The 15740-nt window shown below is 71.4% G+C and carries 16 protein-coding genes; 3 read left to right on the plus strand and 13 right to left on the minus strand.

The annotated features are described in order from the left end of the window. Positions 1-82 precede the first annotated feature (82 nt). The 11 genes from HKK74_RS34490 to HKK74_RS34540 all read right to left on the minus strand — a co-directional run bounded on the left by HKK74_RS34490 (position 83) and on the right by HKK74_RS34540 (position 11134). Positions 83-577: an ester cyclase gene (locus tag HKK74_RS34490; RefSeq protein ID WP_187247612.1), complete on the minus strand. Its 495-nt coding sequence runs from the start codon at positions 575-577 to the stop codon at positions 83-85. A gap of 171 nt (positions 578-748) precedes the next feature. Then, positions 749-2767 (minus strand): xanthine dehydrogenase family protein molybdopterin-binding subunit, encoded by a 2019-nt coding sequence (locus HKK74_RS34495; RefSeq protein WP_187247613.1) that lies wholly within the window; start codon positions 2765-2767, stop codon positions 749-751. Further along, positions 2764-3735, minus strand: a complete 972-nt coding sequence (locus tag HKK74_RS34500) for an FAD binding domain-containing protein (RefSeq protein WP_187247614.1) — start codon at positions 3733-3735, stop codon at positions 2764-2766. The genes HKK74_RS34495 and HKK74_RS34500 overlap by 4 nt, the downstream gene beginning before the upstream one ends. Next, positions 3732-4226 (minus strand): 2Fe-2S iron-sulfur cluster-binding protein, encoded by a 495-nt coding sequence (locus HKK74_RS34505; protein WP_187247615.1) that lies wholly within the window; start codon positions 4224-4226, stop codon positions 3732-3734. Before HKK74_RS34505 ends, HKK74_RS34500 begins: the two co-directional genes overlap by 4 nt. 40 nt (positions 4227-4266) lie before the next feature. Beyond that, complete coding sequence (locus tag HKK74_RS34510) at positions 4267-5226, minus strand: amidohydrolase family protein (RefSeq protein WP_187247616.1); 960 nt, start codon at positions 5224-5226, stop codon at positions 4267-4269. Then, positions 5223-6419, minus strand: a complete 1197-nt coding sequence (locus HKK74_RS34515; protein WP_187247617.1) for a vWA domain-containing protein — start codon at positions 6417-6419, stop codon at positions 5223-5225. Before HKK74_RS34515 ends, HKK74_RS34510 begins: the two co-directional genes overlap by 4 nt. Beyond that, complete coding sequence (locus tag HKK74_RS34520; protein WP_187247665.1) at positions 6412-7302, minus strand: AAA family ATPase; 891 nt, start codon at positions 7300-7302, stop codon at positions 6412-6414. The genes HKK74_RS34515 and HKK74_RS34520 overlap by 8 nt, the downstream gene beginning before the upstream one ends. Before the next feature lie 2 nt (positions 7303-7304). Continuing rightward, positions 7305-8369 (minus strand): xanthine dehydrogenase family protein molybdopterin-binding subunit, encoded by a 1065-nt coding sequence (locus HKK74_RS41690; RefSeq protein WP_187247618.1) that lies wholly within the window; start codon positions 8367-8369, stop codon positions 7305-7307. A gap of 3 nt (positions 8370-8372) precedes the next feature. Next, positions 8373-9761: a xanthine dehydrogenase family protein molybdopterin-binding subunit gene (locus HKK74_RS41695; protein WP_187247619.1), complete on the minus strand. Its 1389-nt coding sequence runs from the start codon at positions 9759-9761 to the stop codon at positions 8373-8375. Further along, positions 9758-10303: a (2Fe-2S)-binding protein gene (locus HKK74_RS34535; protein ID WP_187247620.1), complete on the minus strand. Its 546-nt coding sequence runs from the start codon at positions 10301-10303 to the stop codon at positions 9758-9760. Before HKK74_RS34535 ends, HKK74_RS41695 begins: the two co-directional genes overlap by 4 nt. Before the next feature lie 30 nt (positions 10304-10333). Next, positions 10334-11134 (minus strand): FAD binding domain-containing protein, encoded by an 801-nt coding sequence (locus HKK74_RS34540; RefSeq protein WP_187247621.1) that lies wholly within the window; start codon positions 11132-11134, stop codon positions 10334-10336. A gap of 162 nt (positions 11135-11296) precedes the next feature. On the opposite strand from HKK74_RS34540, the gene HKK74_RS34545 reads away from it, so the two are divergent. Continuing rightward, positions 11297-11974 (plus strand): GntR family transcriptional regulator, encoded by a 678-nt coding sequence (locus HKK74_RS34545; RefSeq protein WP_187247622.1) that lies wholly within the window; start codon positions 11297-11299, stop codon positions 11972-11974. Positions 11975-12013: 39 nt separating this feature from the next. Further along, positions 12014-12721 (plus strand): alpha/beta fold hydrolase, encoded by a 708-nt coding sequence (locus HKK74_RS34550; protein ID WP_222723103.1) that lies wholly within the window; start codon positions 12014-12016, stop codon positions 12719-12721. Positions 12722-12816: 95 nt separating this feature from the next. Here HKK74_RS34550 and HKK74_RS34555 read toward each other — a convergent pair whose 3' ends face one another. Next, positions 12817-13845 carry an aldo/keto reductase gene (locus tag HKK74_RS34555; protein ID WP_187247624.1) on the minus strand — a complete coding sequence of 343 codons (1029 nt, stop codon included), beginning with the start codon at positions 13843-13845 and terminating at the stop codon, positions 12817-12819. Between the two features lie 143 nt (positions 13846-13988). Here HKK74_RS34555 and HKK74_RS34560 point away from each other — a divergent pair, with 143 nt between their 5' ends. Continuing rightward, entirely contained in the window at positions 13989-14861 is an 873-nt protein-coding gene (locus HKK74_RS34560; protein WP_187247625.1) for a helix-turn-helix transcriptional regulator, read from the plus strand. A 9-nt stretch (positions 14862-14870) separates the two neighbouring features. On the opposite strand, the gene HKK74_RS34565 is transcribed toward HKK74_RS34560, so the two are convergent. Beyond that, on the minus strand, positions 14871-15728 hold the full coding sequence (locus tag HKK74_RS34565) for an alpha/beta hydrolase (protein WP_187247626.1): 858 nt from the start codon (positions 15726-15728) through the stop codon (positions 14871-14873). Positions 15729-15740 lie beyond the last annotated feature (12 nt).

Below are 15740 nucleotides of genomic sequence, written 5' to 3' on the forward strand. Positions count from 1 at the left end.
GCCGTGGGGCCCGGGTCACCGGCCCTCGCCTTTCCTCGCCGTCCTCAGGAGCCGTCGGAGTCCGACCGGACCTGCGTGCGGTTCACTCCTCGCCGGCTCCGAAGCGGGGCGAACCGCCGATCTGGCTGATCACTTCGAGCTGATCGTAGAAGATGCGGTGATTGACGATGACGCCGTCCTCCACGATCGATACGCTGCACGCGCGGACGGTGATGGGACGGCCGGTCGGCTCGACCAGCTCTCCTCCTGGCGCCAGATAGAGCCCCTTGTGGGTGCCGGTGAGCGTGTACTCCGCCACCACGGTGTCGCCGGACGTGGTCACCGCCTTGGGGGTGCACATCGAGTCGGGGAACGCTTCCATGAAGACGCCGTAGTAGGAAGCGATCTCGTCCCGGTCCTGCCCCACGCCGTCCGGCGCGACGAGCACGGCGCGCTGATGGAAGCTTGTCGCCAGCCCGTCGAGGTCATGACGGTTGAACGTCTTCCTCAGTCGGTCGAGGGGCCGAATGAGATCGGACACCGCGATGTCGACGTTGGGGTGCTGCGCCCGACTAGATGGTTTGAGCCGGAATTTCATGCTTCGTCACGATAGCGTGGATTTGTCCGAGTTTGAATGTGCAGCGTCAGCGCGCGGTGATGACCAGTGGCGGCATGGACGCCGATCATGCTCACCCCGCCGACCTGGACGTGCAACGCGCGGCTTTCGACGTCGACTCGTGCGAACGGTCGGGGGGACCGTCGACCCGGCTCAGCTCACCAGCTTGTCGGGGGTGATGGGCAGGTCGCGGATACGCCGCCCGGTCGCGTGGTAGACGGCGTTGGCGATGGCGGCGGCGGTACCGACGATGCCGATCTCGCCGATGCCCTTGCTGCCCATCGGGTTGAGGTACGGGTCCTCCTCCTCGATCCACACGGCATCGATGTCCAGTACGTCGGCGCAGGCGGCGACGTGATACTGCGCGAGGTCGTGGTTGAGGAAGTCGCCGAACTCCTCGTCGACGACGGTCTCCTCCATCAGGGCCATTCCCATGCCCATGGTCATGCCGCCGATGAACTGCGATCGGGCGAGCGAGTCGTCGATGATCCGGCCGGCGGCGAACACGCCGAGCAGCCTCGGTACGCGCAGCTCACCGGTGTCGATGTCGACGCGGACCTCGGCGAACTGCGCGCCGAACGCGTGCCGGGCGAAGCCGGAGTCGGCCTCGACGTCCTCGGTGGTGTCGGCGCTGCCCACTGCGCCGTTCTTCAGCATCGCCTCGCACGCCTTCACGACCGCCGAGCCCCACGAGGCGGTGCCCATGGAGCCCCCCGCGAGCGAGGCCTGCGGCAGGGCGCTGTCCCCGATCTCGACGCGCACCCGTTCGGTGGAGGTGCCCAGGGTCTGCGCCGCGATCCGGGTCAGCGCCGTACGGGCTCCGGTGCCGATGTCGGCGGCGGCGATGCGGACGATGAATCCGCCGTCCTCGGCGGTCGCCGTGGCCCGTGAGGCCATGCGCCTGGCCGGGTACGTGGAGGAGGCGACGCCCGTGCCGACGAGCCACCGCCCGTCGAGGCGGATCCCGGGCTCGGGGTCGCGGCGTTCCCATCCGAAGCGGCGGGCGCCCTCACGCAGGCAGGCGACGAGATTGCGGGAGCTGAACGGCAGGCCGCTCTCGGGCTCGGTCAGGGGCTCGTTCATGACGCGCAGCTCGATCGGGTCGATGCCGGCGGCGACCGCGAGTTCGTCCATCGCGGACTCGAGCGCGTACATGCCCGGGCATTCACCGGGCGCCCGCATCCACGACGGCGTCGGCAGGTCGAGCCGGAGCAGCCGGTGCGTGGTGCGCAGTGCCGGAGTCGCGTACATGACGCGAGTCGGGGTGGCGGTCTGCTCGGCGAACTCGACGATCGTCGAGGTCTGCTCGACGACGTCGTGGGCGATCGCGGTCAGCCGCCCGTCGGCGTCGGCGCCGAGCCGGAGCCGCTGGATGGTCGGGGTGCGATACCCGGTGACCTCGAACATCTGCTGCCGCGTGACTGCGATCTTCACCGGGCGACCGGTGGCCCGCGCCGCGAGCGCCGCCGCGACCGCATGCGGCCGTATGGTGCCCTTCGACCCGAATCCGCCGCCGACGTGCCGGGAGATCACCCGCACCCGCTCCGGCGGAAGGCCCAGGACCTTCGCGGCCGTGGCGCGCTCGGCGGACACGCCCTGCGACGAGTCGTAGAGCGTCAGGCCGCCGTCCGCCCAGACGGCGAGCGCGGCGTGCGGCTCCATCGGATTGTTGTGCTGGGTCGGGGTCGTGTACGTCGCGTCCACGGTCACCGCCGCGTCGGCGAGCCCACCCGCCACATCCCCCCGCTCGGTGTCGGTCGGCAGCCCCGGGTTGACCTTCTCGGGCGGGTAGAGGCCTGGGTGGTCCGGCCGGAGGAGCACGTCGTGCGGCTCGGCGTCGTACTCGACCCGCACGGCCCGCTCGGCGGCGCGCGCGATCTCCGGCGTCTCGGCGACGACCACGGCCACGATCTGGCCACGGTAGGCGATGGCGCGGCTCTGGAGCAGGGCGAGTTCGGCGTCGTCGAGCGAGCCGAGCTCGGGCGGGTCGTCGCTGGACAGGACGGCGATCACGCCGGGCATGGCCAGCGCCTGACCCGGGTCGATGGACCGGATCCGCCCGCGTGCGATCGTCGACTGGACGAGATGGGCGTACGCGACCTCGCCCACGCCGTACTCGTAGGCGTACTTCGCACGCCCGGTGACCTTGTCGTAGGCCTCGACGCGGTTCAAGGCGTCAGCTCCCGTAGCGTGCGGACGATCAGGTTGCGGGACAGCGGCACCTTGTAGCCGTTCCGGGGCAGCGGCCGGGCCTGGTCGAGTTCGGCGTCCGCCGCCCGGACGAACTCCTCTTCGGTCGCCGGCGCGCCGAGCAGCGCCCGCTCGGCCCGCTCGGCGCGCCATGGCACGTGCGCCACACCGCCGAGTGCCAGCCGGCAGCCGCGCACGGTTCCGTCGCCGCCGACGTCGAGCACGGCGGCGACGGAGACGAGCGCGAAGGCGAACGACGCGCGCTCGCGCACCTTCCGGTACTGGGAGGAGCCGGCGGGCGGGGAAGGCAGCTCCACGGTGGTGATCAGTTCGCCGGGCTCCAGCACGGTGTCACGGTGGGGTTCGGTACCGGGCAGCCGGTGCAGGCCCGGGATCGGCACGACCCGGTCGCCGTCTGGGCCGGTGACGTGCACCCGGGCCTCCAGAGCGGCCAGCGCCACCGCCATGTCGGAGGGATGGACGGCCACGCACGCCTCGGAGTGGCCGATGATGGCGTGGTTGCGATGGTCGCCCGGGATGGCCGGGCAGCCGGAGCCCGGAACGCGCTTGTTGCAGGCCTTGGTGACGTCCTGGAAGTAAGGGCAGCGGGTCCGCTGCAGCAGGTTGCCCGCGACCGTCGCCATGTTGCGCACCTGGCCGGATGCCCCGGCCAGCAGCGCCCGTGCCAGCATCGGGTACCGCTCGCGCACCAGCGGGTGCGCGGCCAGGTCGCTGTTGCGCACCGCCGCGCCGATCCGCAGGCCGCCGTCGCTCGCCTCGACGCGGTCGAACGGAAGGCGGCTGACGTCCACGAGATGATCGGGTTCCGCGACGCCCAGCCGCATGAGGTCGACGAGGTTGGTGCCTCCGCCGAGGTACATCGTGCCGGGCCGGAAGCGGGCCACGGCGTCAGGCCCGTCGAGCGCCCGCGCGTACTCGAAGGGCCTCATCGCCGCACTCCCTCGATCGCGGTGACGATGTTGACGTAGGCGCCGCACCGGCACAGGTTGCCGCTCATGCGCTCGCGGATCTCGGCGGGCGTCAGTGGCGGGTCTTCCATGAGGTCCTCGGTGACGGCGCTCGGCCCGGGCTCGGTGAGCATCCCGGCGGCCGAGCACAGCTGCCCGGGCGTGCAGTAACCGCACTGGAACGCGTCGTGCTCGATGAACGCGGCCTGCAACGGGTGCAGCCCGCCGTCGCCGTCGCCCAGGCCCTCGACGGTCGTGACGTCGAGGCCGTCGCACGTGACCGCCAGCGCCAGGCAGGCGTTGGACCGGCGACCGTCGATCAACACGGTGCACGCGCCGCACTGGCCATGATCGCAGCCCTTCTTCGAGCCGGTCAGGCCGAGCCGCTCACGCAGCAGGTCCAGCAGCGAAAGCCGGGTGTCGACGATCAGCGAGTGCTCCGTGCCGTTCACCCGAACAGTGATCTCCGCCATGACGCTGCCCTACCCGGGCTCTCCTGCTTGAACCAGGCCGTCACGCTGTGTGATCGGTGAGCGTGTAGATCCTCCGCGCGGTCTCGGCGAAGACATCGCGCCGGACGCCGGGGGCGTACCGGCCGAGGGCCCGCCGCCAGGCCGTGACGAGGGTGGGCAGATCGGTCCAGATCTTCTCGACCGGGAAGTTGCTGCCCCACATGCAACGCCGTGATCCGAACAGCTCCAGACAGGTCGCGGTGACCAGGTCGATCAGCGTCTGATCGACCCGGTGGACGAAGGTGCCCTGGCCGGTGAGCTTCACCACGACGTTGGGCAGCTCGGCCAGGAGCCGCATGCCCCGCGTCCACTCGGCGATGCGGGCCGGCTCCGTGCCGTCCAGCATCCCGGCGTGCACCAGCACGAACGTGGTGCCGGGGAAGGCGGCCACGAACTCGGCCGCGTCGGCCATCTGCGGCGCGAAGACCTGCAGCTCGAAGAGCCAGCCGAGCTCGGCCAGCGCGGCGATGCCGCTGCGGAACACCGGATCGTTCATCCGGTCCGGGGCCGACGCGAACCGGAACTCGGGGCGGTCGTGCCAGTGCAGCTGCAAGCGGGTCCCGCGCATGAGCGGGGTGAGCTCGGCCTGCCGGCGCATCACCTCGGCGGCGCCGGGGTCGAACAGGTCCGCCGAGCCGATCACGGCCATGGGCCATCCGGTGTGCGCGTGAACGTCACGCAGCCAGCGGACCTCGTCGATGGACCGTTCGAGCGGCCAGTTCGTCTGGACGTAGACCGACGAGGAGATGCCGCAGGCGGTGGCCTCGCCGACGTACTCGTCGGCGAGGTAGTCCCGGCGGATCGGCTCGTAGGGGCCGAAGATGCGCGGCACCATCGCACCGTCCAGCCACGGCAGGTCCGCCCTCCGCCAGATGTGGTGGTGGGCGTCGACCAGCTCGATCTCAGCGTCGTCGGGGATCTCGGGGATCTCGGGGTTCCGGGCGCGTTCGGTGTTCGTCATGTGGGCGGTCCAGTCGGCGTGGGTTCGGGCCAGTGGCGGGCTGCCGCGCGGCGGGGTCCGGCCAGCACCGTGGGGAGGCGCCGGATCTCGGCCAGGCCGGTCTCGAGGTCGCGCACGCCGCCGAGGCGGTCGAGGCTGCCCAGCTGGCCGGCCATGCCGCGCGTGATCGGACGGTAGGTGGGTGAGCAGGCCAGCGGCGACCACCAGACGAGCCGGTGCCCGAGCCGGGACAGGCGCTCGGTCGAGCGGACCATCGCCGCGCAGTCGCCTCGCTCCAACCCGTCCGAGATCACGATCACCAGCGCGCCGCGGGCGAGTGCGAGGAAGCGGGGGGTGTCCAGGAACCGCTCCAGCGCCGCGCCGATCGCGGTGCCCCCGTGGGCGTCGAGGACCTCGTGGGAGAGGGCGTCCAGTGCCCGGTCCACCTGCGGGCACGACAGCGCGGCGGTGACCCGGGTGAGGCGCGTGCCGAAGGTGAAGACCTCGGTGCGGGCGGGTGCGGCCTGGATCGCGGTGTGCGCGAGTCGCAACAGGTCGGAGGTGTGCTTTCGCAGCGATCCGGACACGTCCACGAGAAGCAGGAGCCGGCGCGTACGGGGTGGCCGGGTGGTCCACCGGAGCCGGACGATCTCCCCGCCGTCGCGCCGGGCCTGGCGCCAGACGCGCCGCATGTCCAGCCGGCGCCCGGATCGGGCCGGGTGCCTCCTCCGCGAGGAGATCGTGGGAAGGCAGGCCGGCCACGTCGCCTGGAGCGACCGCATGAGATCGCGCTGCCGGGCATCCGACCGGCCGAAGGCCCGCCGCCCCGTGGTGGCCAGCGCGCTCGCCTCGACGCCGTTGCCCTGGACCGCGTCCGGTGGCGGCGGCCCGCCGTCGTCGCCCCCGTGCGGTGCCGGCGCGTTGCCTCGCTCGTCGGGCGGGGGAGTGACGGCGGTCTCGATGTCGTCGCGCCGGAACCAGGTGTCGAAGACGCGGTCGAACGTCTCGAGGTCGGCGACGCCGTCCAGCAGAGTGACCCGCGCATACCAGTAGAGCGAGGTGACGTCACGGGGCGCTGATTCCGCGATGGCGCGCAGGAAGTCGGCCTGTTTCGGAGGTGCTGGGCGCACGCCCGCCCGGCGCAGGGCGGACATGAACCCCCAGAGATGGTCCGCGGCGAGCCGCAGCGACCGCCGGTCCGGCCGCTCAGTCATGGCCGAACATCTCGTTCGCGCGGCCGTGGAGCAGGCGGGTGTCCTCCTCGTCCTTGATCAGCAGTCCCAGTGCGCGCCGCAGCGCCTGCGGCCAAGCGCGGCCGCCGTCGACCAGGGCCAGCGCTCCGCGAGCCCATTCCACCGACTCGGCGATGCCCGGCCGTTTGACCAGCGGCAGGGTGCGGATCTCCTGTACGGCGCGGACCAGCCGGTCGGCCGCCACCTCCTCGAGTCCCGGCACGTGCGCGCGCAGGATCGCGCGTTCGCGCTCGGCGTCGGGGAAGGCGATCCAGTGGTAGAGGCAGCGTCGTTTGAGCGCGTCGTGCAGTTCCCTGGTCCGGTTGGAGGTCAGGACGACGACCGGCGTCCACCGTGCCCGCAGGGTGCCGAGCTCGGGGATGGTGATCTGGAAGTCGCTGAGGAACTCCAGGAGGAACGCCTCGAACTCGCTGTCGGCCCGGTCGATCTCGTCGATCAGCAGGACCGCCCCGTGCTCGGACCTGACCGCGCGCAGCAGGGGACGCTGCAGGAGGAACTCCTCGGCGTAGAGGTCGGCGATGTCCTGGCCGTGGGTCTCGGCCGCCCGAGCCTTCAGCAACTGCTTGGGGTAGTCCCATTCGTACAGCGCCTGGCCGGAGTCGAGCCCCTCGAAGCACTGCAGGCGGATGAGCTCTCGATCGAGCACGCGCGAGAGCACCGCGGCGATCTCGGTCTTGCCGACGCCCGGCTCGCCCTCCAGCAGGAGCGGCCGGCCCAGCCGCAGCGCGAGGTGCACCGCGGTGAGCAGGCCCTCGTCGGCGAAGTACCCCTCCCGCCCCAGTGCGGTGGCGAGCCGCTCCTCGTCGAGGAGGCCGCCCACCGCGGGACCGGGGTGGCCGGTCATCGTCACGGCCGCTCGTGTCCGGTGGCCGGTGCGTGGGCCCGTTCGGACGCGTCGCCCAGCTCGTCCAGGCCCCGCAGCTCGTCCAGGCCGCGCAGCACCTTCTCCGGGGTGAACGGCATGGAATCCAGCCGTACGCCGCACGCGTCGAAGATCGCGTTGCCGATGGCGGGGATCGGGGCGTTGGCCGTCATCTCGCCGATGCCCTTGGCACCGAAGGGGCCGTTGGCGGCGGGGCGTTCGAGGATGACGCTGCGCTGCACGGGAATGTCGGCGGCGGTCGGCATCAGGTACTCGCTGAAGTCCCGCGGCCCGTGGTCGCGCGCCGGGTAGTAGGGCTCGGTGGCCTCGAACAGGGCATGGGACATGCCCATCCAGGCTCCTCCCTCGACCTGCTGGGCGGCCATGGCCGGGTTGAGGGCGCGCCCCATCTCGTACGCGTTGTGCAGTTCCAGCACCTCGACCACGCCGGTCTCGTCGTCGACCTCGACGACGGCGACCGTGCAGGCGTGCGCCTGGCAGGAGTCGGGGTCCATCTCGCCGGTCTCGGGTACGGGCTCGTTCTTCTCCTTCAGGAAGATGCCGCGGCCCGAGATCGTGCGCCCATGCTCGAAGTGCGCGGCCAGCGCCAGGTCGGTGATGTGGATCCGCTTCTCGTCCGCCCCCCTCACCTGGATGAAACCGGTGCCGTCGGTCTCGAGGTCGGCGGCGTCGACCTCCAGCTCCTCGGCGGCGACCTCCAGCATCACCTCACGCGCCTCGGCGGCCGCCATGATGACCGCGTTGCCGACGCGGTGGGTGCCGCGGCTGGCGAAGGTGCCCATGCAGTGCGGTCCGGTGTCGGTGTCCGCGGTGTCGACGATGATGTTCCCGTACGGCAGCCCGAGGGTCTCCGCCGCGCACTGGGCGGCGATCGTCTTGATGCCCTGACCGAGGTCGACGGAGGACAGCGACACCACGAAAGTGCCGGTCGTCGTGGAGTGGATCAGGGCCTGGGAGGGATCTCCGCCCAGGTTCATGCCGGTGGGGTAGTTCACCGAGGCGTATCCCCGGCCGCGCAGCTTCGCCATGACTCAGCGCCCTTCCCGGTGCGTGGACGACATGCGCCGGTAGGCGTCCGGCAGTTCGTGCCCGACCATCTCCGCCGCCTTCTGGATCACTTCGACCAGTGCCGTTCCCTCGGCGATCTTGCGGTGGGCCTTCATGTCGCCGTCCCGGTAGGCGTTGATCAGCCGCAGTCGCAGGGGGTCCATCCCCAGTTCCCGGGCGATCCGGTCCATCTGCGTCTCCAGTGCGAAGTCGCCGATGGTGACGCCGAAGCCGCGCATGGCGCTCGACGGGGTGCGGTTGGTGAACACGCAGTGGCAGTCGGCCCAGACGTTCGGAATGCTGTACGGCCCCGGCAGGTGCGCCGCCGCCTTCGTGGTGCCGTACGGGCTGTGCCGGGCGTACGCGCCGGCGTCGACGTAGAGGGTGACCTTGCGACCGGTGATGCGGCCGTCGTTCATCACCGCGTCCTTGATGTAGATCCGTTCGGCGGCGCGCGGTGAGGAGACCTGCATCTCCTCGTAGCGGGTGTAGACGAACTTGACCGGCCGGCCCGTCAGCATGGCCCCGACGCACGCGACCGGCTCGACGACGACGTCCACCTTGCCACCGAAGCCGCCGCCGACCGTGCCGCCGACGACGCGCAGCTTGTTGAACGGGGTCTCCAGGATCAGGGCCGTGTTGTCGAGGGTGAAGAAGCACGCCTGGGTGTCGGAGTGGACGCGGAGCCGGCCGTCGGCCTGCGGGACGACGACGCACCCGGTGGTCTCGGCCGGCGCCTGCTCGATCGGGGCGGACTGGTAGCGCCACTCGAAGACGTGGTCGGCCTCCGCGAACGCCTTGTCGACGTCGCCGAACCGGATTCGACGGCAGTGGTGGCCCTCGTAGATGAAGTGGTTCTGGCCCTGGTACTCGTTGACGAGCGGGGCGCCCTCGGCGAGCGCCTCCTCGACGTCGAAGACGGCCGGCAGGTCCGTGTAGTCGACCCTGACCCTGGAGACGCCCTCGTAGGCCGCGGCCTCGGTCTCGGCGATCACCGCGCAGATCGGGTCGCCCAGATAGCGGACGGTGTCCTCCGCCAGGATCGGCTCGTCGTCCGGACCGACCCCGATCAGCTTCAGCGGCGTGTACAGGTTGTTGGGAATGTCGGCGTGGGTCAGGACGCGTACGACGCCCGGCACCGCCAGGGCCTCCGTCACGTCGAGACCGCTGATCCTGGCGTGGTGCCGCTCCGAGCGGTACATCTTCAGGTGCAGCATGTCCGGCAGCGCGAGGTCCTCGAAGAACTCGGTCCGGCCGGTGACGTGTCCCAGCACGTCCGAACGCTGCACCACCGAACCGATGACGGTGAAGTCGCCGTCGCGGCGTTCGCCCGCGAAGTAGCTCTTGTCGATGGGGTTCACCCGGTGGTTCATCGGACCCCCGCCCCGTCGGCGGCCTCGGAGCCGGCGGGCACGGCGGGCGCGTCGCCTCCGCTGGACGCGGCGTCCCTCCTCCGGCGCGCGGCGTCCAGGATCGCGGCCACGATCGACGCGTAGCCCGTACAGCGGCAGACGTTGCCGGAGATGGCCTCGACGACGTCCTCCCGGCTCGGGTCGGGGTCGCGCTCGAGCAGTGCCTCGGCCGACATGATCATTCCAGCCGTGCAGAAGCCGCACTGGGTGGCGAAGCCGTCCACGAAGGCGCTCTGTACCTCGTCGAGCTCGCCGCCGCGCGCCACGCCCTCGAGCGTGCGGACCGAGGCGCCCTCGATGGTCTCGACCGCGACCAGGCAGGACATCACGGGCCGGTCGTCGACCAGCACGGTGCAGGTGCCGCATGTTCCCTGGCCGCAGCCGCGTTTGGCCGCCATCAACCCCAGCGATTCGCGCAGCGCGGACAGCAGAGAGGTGCCCGGCCTGGCGATGAACTCGCGTCGCTGGTCGTTGACGACCAGCGAGACGATCTGTGAACCCATGATCAGACCTTTCCGAGGCGCCGGGGCGGTTCAGCCGAGCAGGGCCCGGCGGAGGTGGACCGGAAGGACGCGTCTGCGGTACCACGCGCTGGCGTAGGCGTCGTCGAACGGGGCGATGTCCGCGCGGGCGGCCCGGCCCGCCTCGTTGAGGACGTCGTGTTCGAGGGGGCGGCCGGTCAGGAGCCGCTCGGCCGACACGGCGCGCACTGGACGGGGCGCGACGCCGCCCAGGGCGATCCGGGCGGAGGTCACGACCCCGTCGGCGGTGTCGACGACCGCGGCCACCGCGACGATGGCGGCGGAGTTGAGCTTGCGGCGCATGGCCTTGTGGTGGAACCAGGTCCCCGCGGCGGGCAGGGACAGCGCAACGGCCGTGACGAACTCGCCCTGGGCGACGCCGGCGGTGAGCACGTCCTCGACCGGCGCCCGACGTGGCCCGCCCGGACCGGCGATCTCGACGGTGGCGCCGAGCGCGAGCAGGCACACGGCGAAGTCGCCGTAGGGCTGCGGCACGAAGAGGTTGCCACCGACCGTCGCGAGGTTGCGGATCGGCGGTGAGGCGATGGTGCGCATCGCGGCATGGAGGAAGGCGAGTTCCGGCGACCTCTCGATGTCGGCGAACGTCGTCGCCGCGCCGATGCGAACCACCCGCCCATCGACCCGGATCCCCGAGACGCCGGCCTTGCGCAGGCTGATGAGTTCCGTTTCCGCCAGCGACCCGCTGTTGACCTGGGCCATGACGATCGTGCCGCCGCCCATGACGCGTCCGCCGGCGGCCGCGTAGGTCGCTGCGGCCGCTACGGAGTCGGGCACGCGGACCGCTGTGATCATGTCCGTCCGTTTCTCGCGACTGTGCCGTGCAGCCGCTCAGGGGGAGGGCCTCCGGGTAACGATCGATAATCGATTCAACGTAACGCTCGCATGAATTCGCGGGCAAGACCGGATCCGAGATCGATGATCGATCACTGACGGGCTCGTGACTACGATGTCCACATGAGGTCCGACGAGCCGGGGAAGCTGTCCCGCCTGACGCTGTCTCAGCAGATCCGCGACTCACTCGTCGGCCGGATCGTCTCTGGCGAGATCGCGCCCGGTGAACGGCTCATCGAGACCCGGCTCGCCGCGACCTACGGCACCAGTCAGGCCCCGGTCCGCGAGGCGCTGCGCGAACTCGAGGCCATGCGGATGGTCGAGACCCGGCCGCGTCGAGGCACGTTCGTACGGCACTTCGTCCAGCAGACTCTGCGGGAGAGCTACGTGGTGCGCGCCGCCCTGGAAGAGACGGCCACGCGGCTCGCCATACTGGGCGGAACCGTGCCGGTGGCGGCGCTGCGGGCGGAGATCGAGGCGATGCGAGCGGCGGCCCGCGATGGCGACGCCGAGGCCGCGGTGCGGGCCAGCGTGGCGTTCCACCGCCACATCGTCGACGCCGCGCAGAACGAACTGCTCAAGCTGTCCTGGGAGGCGCTGCAGATCGAGGCCCGGACGTCGGTGACAGTGGTCGCCGCGGGGGTCGATCTCCACGAGATCGTTCAGGATCACGCGGAACTGCTCGCGTCGATCGAGAGTGGGGAACTCGAGGCGGCGTGCAAGCATGCCAGGGATCACCAGTGGCACTACGCGGCGCTGCCGCACGACGCTCACGGGCGTAGCCGCAAGAGCGCCGGCTGACCATCGGATGGGGATGACCCGCGCATGGATGATCGTCACATGATCGAGGTCGGGGGCGTCCGGATCGCCTGTCGGATGTGGGGAGCCCCCGACGCGCCGCCGCTCGTCCTGTTGCACGCGCTGGGCGAGGACGCGCAGGACTGGGAGCGGGTGGCCCCCGCGTTCGCCCACCATTGGCGGGTGCATGCGATCGACCTGCGCGGCCACGGGCGCAGCGATCGGACCGGCGAGTACTCACTCGAGCTCATGCGGGAGGACGTGCTCGGTGTCATGGACGCCCTGGCGCTCGGCCGGGTGGATCTGATCGGGCACTCGATGGGCGGGATCGTGGCCTACCTGCTCGCCGAGGAGCACCCGGGCCGCGTGGGCCGCCTGGTCCTGGAGGACGTCCCGGCGCCGCTTCCCCGCCCGCGGACCGTGCTCACCAGGCCGGACGGGGAACTGCCGTACGACTGGGAGATGGTGCCGGCCATCCGGAGCCAGATCGACGATCCCGACCCGGCCTGGCTGGAGCGGCTCGGCGACATCACCGCCGAGACGCTCGTCATCGGCGGCGGTCCGCGAAGCCACATCCCACAGGACCGGGTCGCCGAGCTGGCCCGGCGGATCCCGCGCAGCCGCCAGGAGACCATTCCGGCCGGGCACCTGATCCATGACGCTGAGCCGGACGCGTACACGCGCACGGTGCTGAGCTTCCTGCGGCCCGCGGCACCCGCGCACGCACCGCGCGTCCCACGAACCCACTGAGCCGGACGGCACCTGAGCCGGACGACGGACGAGGGGAGAGGCGGGCACCGGGCCGGTCCCGGTGGTCCGCCTCTCGCCCCTCCACGTGACCCCGGCTACCGCCGCCGCAGCGCCTTGTCGCTCAGCGCCGGCGGCACGTAGTAGCTGTCCGCCGCGTTGAGGTCGGTGCCCGGCGGCACGATCTCGTCGATCCGGTCCAGGACGTCCTCGCTCAGCACCGCGCCGGCGCCGGCCAGCAGGCCGTCGAGATGCTCCATGGTGCGCGGCCCGATGATCACCGAGGTGACGGCCGGGTGGGCCAGGACGAATCCGATCGCCAGGTGCGGCAGCGGCAGACCGGCCTCCTCCGCGAGTTTCGCCAGCTCGCCGACGGTCCGGAGCTTCCGCTCGTTCTCGGGTAGCGAGAGGTCGAACTTGTGCCGCTCCGCCGCCGCGCGACCGGAGCCGGTCAGGTCGATGTCGGCCGCTTGCGTGTAACGGCCGGAGAGCCAGCCCGCCGACAGCGGGCCCCAGGTCAGCACGCCCATCCCGTACTTCAGCGTGGTCGGCAGCACCGCGGCCTCGACCCCGCGCGCCAGGATGGAGTACGGCGGCTGCTCGGTGCGGAAGCGCACGTGGCCGCGCCGTTCCGACACCCACTGGGCCTCGACGATCTGCTCGGCCGGGAAGGTGGAACTGCCCACGGCCCGCACCTTGCCCGCCCGCACCAGGTCGGTGAGAGCGGAGAGTGTCTCGTCGATGTCCGTTGCCGGGTCGGGGCGGTGGATCTGGTAGAGATCGATGTGGTCGGTGCCAAGGCGGCGCAGGCTGTTCTCCACCTCGCGGACGAGCCAGCGCCGGGAGTTCCCGCCGTGGTTGGCGTCCGGCCCCATCGAGCCGTGGGCCTTGGTCGCCAGGACGACGTCGTCGCGCCGGCCCTTGAGGGCCTTGCCGACGATCTCCTCTGACTCTCCCGCCGAGTAGATGTCGGCGGTGTCGATGAAGTTGATCCCGGCGTCGAGGGCGCGGTGGATGATCCGCACGCTCTCGTCGTGGTCCTTGTTGCCGATGGCGCCGAACATCATCGCGCCGAGCGCGAACTCGCTCACGGAGATACCGGTACCGCCGAGGATCCTGCGTTTCATGGGTATGCCCTCCACCCGCCTTCGTCGCGGGTCGTCTCGTGGTTATGGAGACAGCCTCCACTTCGCCTCGGATCGTCACCAGGCCTGGCTCAACCTGGGTCTGGCAGAACCACCCACGCCACCGCACGCCGGATAATAGGGATATGGGGCATGTCGAGAATGAGATCACTCCATTTCTGAAGGCACGGCGGGCCGCACTCGACCCGGCCGAGCTCGGCCTGCCGGAGGGGGTGGCCCGGCGGCGGGTACGAGGGCTGCGCCGTGAGGAGGTCGCCCAGCTCGCCGGGGTCAGCGTCGACTACTACACGCGCATCGAGCAGGGCCGCGCGCCCGCCATCTCCGACTCCGTGCTCGACGCGGTCGCGCGGGCGCTGCGCCTGACGCCCGTCGAGCACGCGTACCTGCGCAACATCACACTGCCGCGGCGGCGGGCCGGCGACGGTGCGCTCGTGTGCACGGAGGGCACGGAGGCCCGGCCGCGGGTGCGTCCGGAGATCCAGGAACTGCTCGACGCGATGGACGACACCGTCCCGGCCATCGTCTACGGCCCGGCCACGGACATGCTGGCCTGGAACCGGATCGCCGGCCGGCTCTCGTTCGACTTCGACGCGCTCCCGGAGACGGAGCTCAACGCGGCCTGGTTGATCTTCCTGCACCCTGGGGCCAGGGCGCTCTATCCCGCGTGGGAGGAGATGGCGGAAGAGACCGTGGCGAGCCTGCGCGCGGAGATCGGGCGCCACCCCGATCAGGCCCGGGTGCATCGCGTCATCTGTGAGCTGCGGGAGCGGAGCGAGGAGTTCCGGCGCTACTGGGAGGCGCAGGGCGTGCTGGACCGCAACCACGGCACGAAGCGCATCCTCAACCCCGAGGTCGGCGAGCTGGTGCTGACCTACGAGGCGTTCCCGCTGCCCAACGACGCCGGCCAGCGGCTGTGCACGTTCACGGCGCCGAAGGGTTCGGAGACGGAGCGGAGGCTGCGGGCCTTGACGGAGCGGGTCGGCGCGAGCGTCGCCTGAGAGGGCGGTTCACCGAGGGCGCGGGGAATCGGCCGTGGTGCCCGGCGGGTCCGCCGGACGCGCGGCGAGATCGACGACCGCGTCGATGAGCTGCGGGCCGTCGAGCAGGACCCGGTCGTTGTGGTCCGCTCCCCGGACCGCGACGAGGCGGACCGGGCCGGCCGCCCGGCGGGCCACCTCCCGGCTCTCGGCCGGAACCACGATCGAGTCTTCCGTCCCGTACACCACGGCGGTCGGCACCCGCAGAGACCCGATCCGTTCGGCGACCGGAAAGCGGTCCTTGAGCAGGGCGCCGACCGGAAGGTACGGGTAGTGCCGCCGTCCGACGGCGGCCAGGTCGGTGAACGGGGAGCGCAGGACCAGCCCGGCCGGTGGATGCCTGAGGGCGAGCCCGGTGACGACCGCGGCTCCCAGACTCTCGCCGAAGTAGAGCAGCCGGCTCGGCGGCACCCCGAGTTCCTCGGTGAGATACCGGTAGGCGGCGTCGACGTCTCGGGCCAGCCCCGCTTCGCCGGGGTGGCCGGGGTTGCCGCCGTAACCCCGGTAGTCGACGAGCAGGACCGCGAGGCCACGGCCGGCCAGCGCCGCGGCGAGTGGGGCCCGGGCGCCGCGGTTGCCGGCGTTGCCGGGTGCGACCAGGACGACGGGCGCGCTCGCGGCGGGCGCCTTCGCCGCCGGAACGTACCAAGCGCTCAGCCGGACGCCGTCGGCGGTCCGGAAGGTGACCTCCCGACCACCCGGCAGCAGGATCTCAGGCGGCGGAAGCGGCCCGCCGTCCGGGAAGTAGATCAGTTTGCGCTGGCCCGCCCACAGCACGACCAGCAGCACGGCCATGATCGTGAGGACCATGAGCAGCACACGGGTCACCGGCGGAGCGGA

The sequence above is a fragment of the Actinomadura alba genome (assembly GCF_014323705.1).
GTDB classification, from domain to species: Bacteria; Actinomycetota; Actinomycetes; order Streptosporangiales; family Streptosporangiaceae; genus Actinomadura_C; species Actinomadura_C alba.

Coding starts and splice junctions, on each gene's coding strand:
- HKK74_RS34490 (WP_187247612.1), bottom strand. CDS start 577: ATGAAATTCCGGCTCAAACCATCTAGTCGGGCGCAGCACCCCAACGTC.
- HKK74_RS34500 (WP_187247614.1), bottom strand. CDS start 3,735: ATGAGGCCCTTCGAGTACGCGCGGGCGCTCGACGGGCCTGACGCCGTG.
- HKK74_RS34505 (WP_187247615.1), bottom strand. CDS start 4,226: ATGGCGGAGATCACTGTTCGGGTGAACGGCACGGAGCACTCGCTGATC.
- HKK74_RS34510 (WP_187247616.1), bottom strand. CDS start 5,226: ATGACGAACACCGAACGCGCCCGGAACCCCGAGATCCCCGAGATCCCC.
- HKK74_RS34515 (WP_187247617.1), bottom strand. CDS start 6,419: ATGACTGAGCGGCCGGACCGGCGGTCGCTGCGGCTCGCCGCGGACCAT.
- HKK74_RS34520 (WP_187247665.1), bottom strand. CDS start 7,302: ATGACCGGCCACCCCGGTCCCGCGGTGGGCGGCCTCCTCGACGAGGAG.
- HKK74_RS41690 (WP_187247618.1), bottom strand. CDS start 8,369: ATGGCGAAGCTGCGCGGCCGGGGATACGCCTCGGTGAACTACCCCACC.
- HKK74_RS41695 (WP_187247619.1), bottom strand. CDS start 9,761: ATGAACCACCGGGTGAACCCCATCGACAAGAGCTACTTCGCGGGCGAA.
- HKK74_RS34535 (WP_187247620.1), bottom strand. CDS start 10,303: ATGGGTTCACAGATCGTCTCGCTGGTCGTCAACGACCAGCGACGCGAG.
- HKK74_RS34540 (WP_187247621.1), bottom strand. CDS start 11,134: ATGATCACAGCGGTCCGCGTGCCCGACTCCGTAGCGGCCGCAGCGACC.
- HKK74_RS34545 (WP_187247622.1), top strand. CDS start 11,297: ATGAGGTCCGACGAGCCGGGGAAGCTGTCCCGCCTGACGCTGTCTCAG.
- HKK74_RS34550 (WP_222723103.1), top strand. CDS start 12,014: ATGATCGAGGTCGGGGGCGTCCGGATCGCCTGTCGGATGTGGGGAGCC.
- HKK74_RS34555 (WP_187247624.1), bottom strand. CDS start 13,845: ATGAAACGCAGGATCCTCGGCGGTACCGGTATCTCCGTGAGCGAGTTC.
- HKK74_RS34560 (WP_187247625.1), top strand. CDS start 13,989: ATGGGGCATGTCGAGAATGAGATCACTCCATTTCTGAAGGCACGGCGG.